Source organism: Variovorax sp. 01T439_2 (genome assembly GCF_056398445.1).
On sequence record NZ_JBFTPJ010000715.1, the window covers coordinates 1 to 3,059 of the forward strand.

Annotated in this window: 4 protein-coding genes; 3 read left to right on the forward strand and 1 reads right to left on the reverse strand. The window is 61.9% G+C overall.

The genetic code is table 11. From position 1 onward, the window contains the following. On the forward strand, positions 1-441 hold a 441-nt coding region (locus AC1DOC_RS26465; protein ID WP_478130815.1), incomplete at its 5' end, for an IS66 family transposase. Positions 442-621: 180 nt separating this feature from the next. Beyond that, a complete protein-coding gene (locus AC1DOC_RS26470) occupies positions 622-744 on the forward strand; it encodes a hypothetical protein (protein ID WP_015866013.1) in 123 nt (40 codons plus the stop codon). A gap of 31 nt (positions 745-775) precedes the next feature. On the opposite strand, the gene AC1DOC_RS26475 is transcribed toward AC1DOC_RS26470, so the two are convergent. Further along, on the reverse strand, positions 776-1,849 hold the full coding sequence (locus tag AC1DOC_RS26475; protein WP_015866012.1) for an AraC family transcriptional regulator: 1,074 nt from the start codon (positions 1,847-1,849) through the stop codon (positions 776-778). 179 nt (positions 1,850-2,028) lie between these two features. Between AC1DOC_RS26475 and AC1DOC_RS26480 the strand changes: the two genes are divergently transcribed. Beyond that, positions 2,029-2,901 carry a TauD/TfdA dioxygenase family protein gene (locus AC1DOC_RS26480; RefSeq protein WP_015866011.1) on the forward strand — a complete coding sequence of 291 codons (873 nt, stop codon included), beginning with the start codon at positions 2,029-2,031 and terminating at the stop codon, positions 2,899-2,901. Positions 2,902-3,059 lie beyond the last annotated feature (158 nt).

The window sequence follows — 3,059 nt, forward strand, 5'->3', positions numbered from 1 at the left end:
GCTGAGCTTGTGCCTGAGGATCGAAGGCGAATACGACAAGAGAGGTCGCGCAAGGTGGCTGATGCCCTGCAGCAATGGCTCGCCGGGCAACGGCAGAGGGTGCCGGATGGTTCGACCACGGCCAGGGCAATCGACTACAGCCTCAAGCGCTGGCAGGCGCTCACGCGCTACATCGACGACGGCGATCTGCCGGCGGACAACAACTGGGTGGAGAACCAGATCCGCCCGATCGCCATCGGACGATCGAACTGGCTGTTCGCGGGATCGCTACGGGCAGGCCAGCGCGCCGCGGCCATCATGAGCTTGATCCAGTCAGCGAAGCTCAATGGACATGAGCCGCACGCGTACCTCAGCGACATTCTTGAGCGGCTGCCTACTCACCCGGCCAGTCGCGTCGGAGAGTTGCTGCCGCATCGCTGGCAGCCAGCCGCAGTGCGCTGATCGAAGGACCGTCGTCAAGACGGGATCACCGCGCGCTTACGCATCGTTGGCGCGAAAGCGGTTTGTATCGGCGGCGCTTCGATAGGGCAGGGTATGGCCCCGCAAGCCTACATACGGATGTCGCGCGCTGAACGGCTGCTTCAGACTGACTGGTTGCGAGCTTGCGGCACAAACTGCCCCATGACCACTTTGGTCGACATCGCGGTTCGAATCTTCTTCCAGCAGGCGGCCGACCTGCTCTTCACGTATCAAGCGGGAAGCGCGTGCACGCAAATGATCAGAGTGGTGCACATGGCTGAGTAGCACTCAAAGTTGACGGCGAGAGAGCACGCTCTCAACGAATTGCGTGGGTCGTTGAAGAGGGGTGTGATTTCCCCGGTGGATTCATATGCATCGACGCCATGCTTGCGAGCTCGTTGGCATTGTTGCGCAGTTCGCGCGGTGTCGAGCCCCAGCACGATTTAACGGCATGCCAGAAGGAACTGAGCTCGGTGTAGCCCAGGTGTTCAGCCACGTCGGGCAGGGGCATGCTGCCATGAGTCAAAAGAAGCAGGGCTTCTTCCATTCGGGCTGCCTCGAGGACACGACGAAAAGGCATGCCGTTCTGGCTGAGGCGCCGCTGCAGCGTGCGCGAAGTGATGCCGAGGTCATTTGCCACATCGTCACACGACACGTGGCCGAAACCACGTTGACCAATCGCCGCCCTCACAGCGGCCTCAAGCGAGTCGGATGAGTTTTGTGCCCGCAGCAGGCCGTCGGCTTGCGCGCGGAGCAATGCCAGCAGAGCGGGGTCGGCGCCTTGAAAGGGTTGGTCGAGCGTTTGGTCGTCATACGCAACGCACACGTTGCGCTCGCCGAGCGTGACCGGACTGCCAAGTAGCGTTGCGTAACTCGAGCCGAGCAGCTTGTCTGGCGCGGTGAGGGCGATGTGCCTGGGTGCAATGCTTCGCGTGCTACAGCGCTTGAGGAAAGCCAGTATCCCGCCGAACACCGAGTCAATCTGCATGTGGTGCATGTCGACATGGCACGGCGTAACGATATAGCCCAGCTCCAGGCCGCCCGGCACCTTGTGCGCCGTCACGCGCCCGCTGTTGCTCACGAGCTGCTGGTAGCGTTCCATGTGCGTCAAAGCCTCCCGCAACGTTGGACTGTGCATCATCAGCAGCCCCGATACGTTCATGGCCTGCAACGGCAATCCGATGCCGACCTTCAGGCCAAGAAGCGGGTCAGTGGAGACTTTGGCCGCCCGTTGCCACAAACGCCGAGCGAGTACCAGGCCGACCTGGCGTGTGGGTGCGAGACGCGCCAGGCCCGGACCCCACAGGCCAGCGGTGAGATCGTTTGGGTTCAGATCCTGCACTTCCAACTGATCCACGACAGCGTCGAGCCAGGTCGAGAGGATCGTCATATGTGCTGCCATGCCGGCAAGGCTAGGTGCGCGTGTCCTTTGCGTCAAGGGTGCCTGGTAGGTCAGAGCAATTTTCTGTCGCCCCGAAGCAATGACAGTCTGCGACGCCGACCGGACACTGCCCCCCGCGCAGAACGCAAAGGTCTCTGTGCAGCGAGTCTTAACAATGAAGGAGACATATGGTGGAAAACCATTACGAGCACATCCGCGTGCGGCCGCAGCCGCACGCCTTCGGCGCCGAGATCACCGGCCTATCGATAAGCAGGCCGTTGCCGGCTCCCGTCCTCGACGAAGTGAAGAAGGCCTGGGCCGCACACTCGGTCGTCTACTTTCCCGATCAACCGCTCACGCATTCCGAACTGGAAGCGTTCACGCTGCAGTTCGGCGAATTCGGGGTCGACCCATACATCGTCCCGATAGAAGATCACCCGCACATCCTGGAACTACGGCGCGAGGCTGACGAGAAGGCGGTCAACTTCGGCGCGCAGTGGCACTCCGACTGGAGCTTTCAGGAAGAGCCTCCCGCTGGGACCATCCTGCACTCCAAGGTGACCCCGCCTGTCGGTGGCGACACGCTCTATGCCGACGGCTATCGGGCCTACGACGAACTGTCGGACACCATGAAGCGTCTGCTCGATGGCCTGGTGGCGATCCATTCAGCAGGCATGCCTTACGGCAAGGACGGTCTGTTCGCCAAGGAAACGGAGACGCGCTCGATGAAAATCGTCGTCAGCGAGGATGCCGACAAGACATGGCCGCATCCGCTGGTTCGCCTCCATCCGGTGACGCGCCGCAAGGCCCTGTACGTGAGCCCGGTCTACACACAGGGCATCGAAGGAATGACGCGCGGCGAGTCCGCGGCGCTGCTGGGCTATCTCTACCAGCACATGGTGCGCGACGAGTACGTCTATCGCCACCGCTGGGCGCCCAACATGCTCACGCTCTGGGACAACCGCTGCACCTTGCACAACGCCGATGGCGGCTATGACGGCCACCTGCGCGTGATGCACCGAACCACCATCGCCGGCGAGCGTCCGCTCGCTGTCTCCTGATCCCTAGCAAAAAAGAGCAACGCCATGATCAAGGTAAGCATTCTCTATCCGAACGACCCCGGCTGCAGCTTCGACTTCGACTACTACAGCAACAGCCACATGCCGATGGTCAAGCAGAAGATGGCCGGCGCGTGCAGCCACTTCACCATCGACAAAGG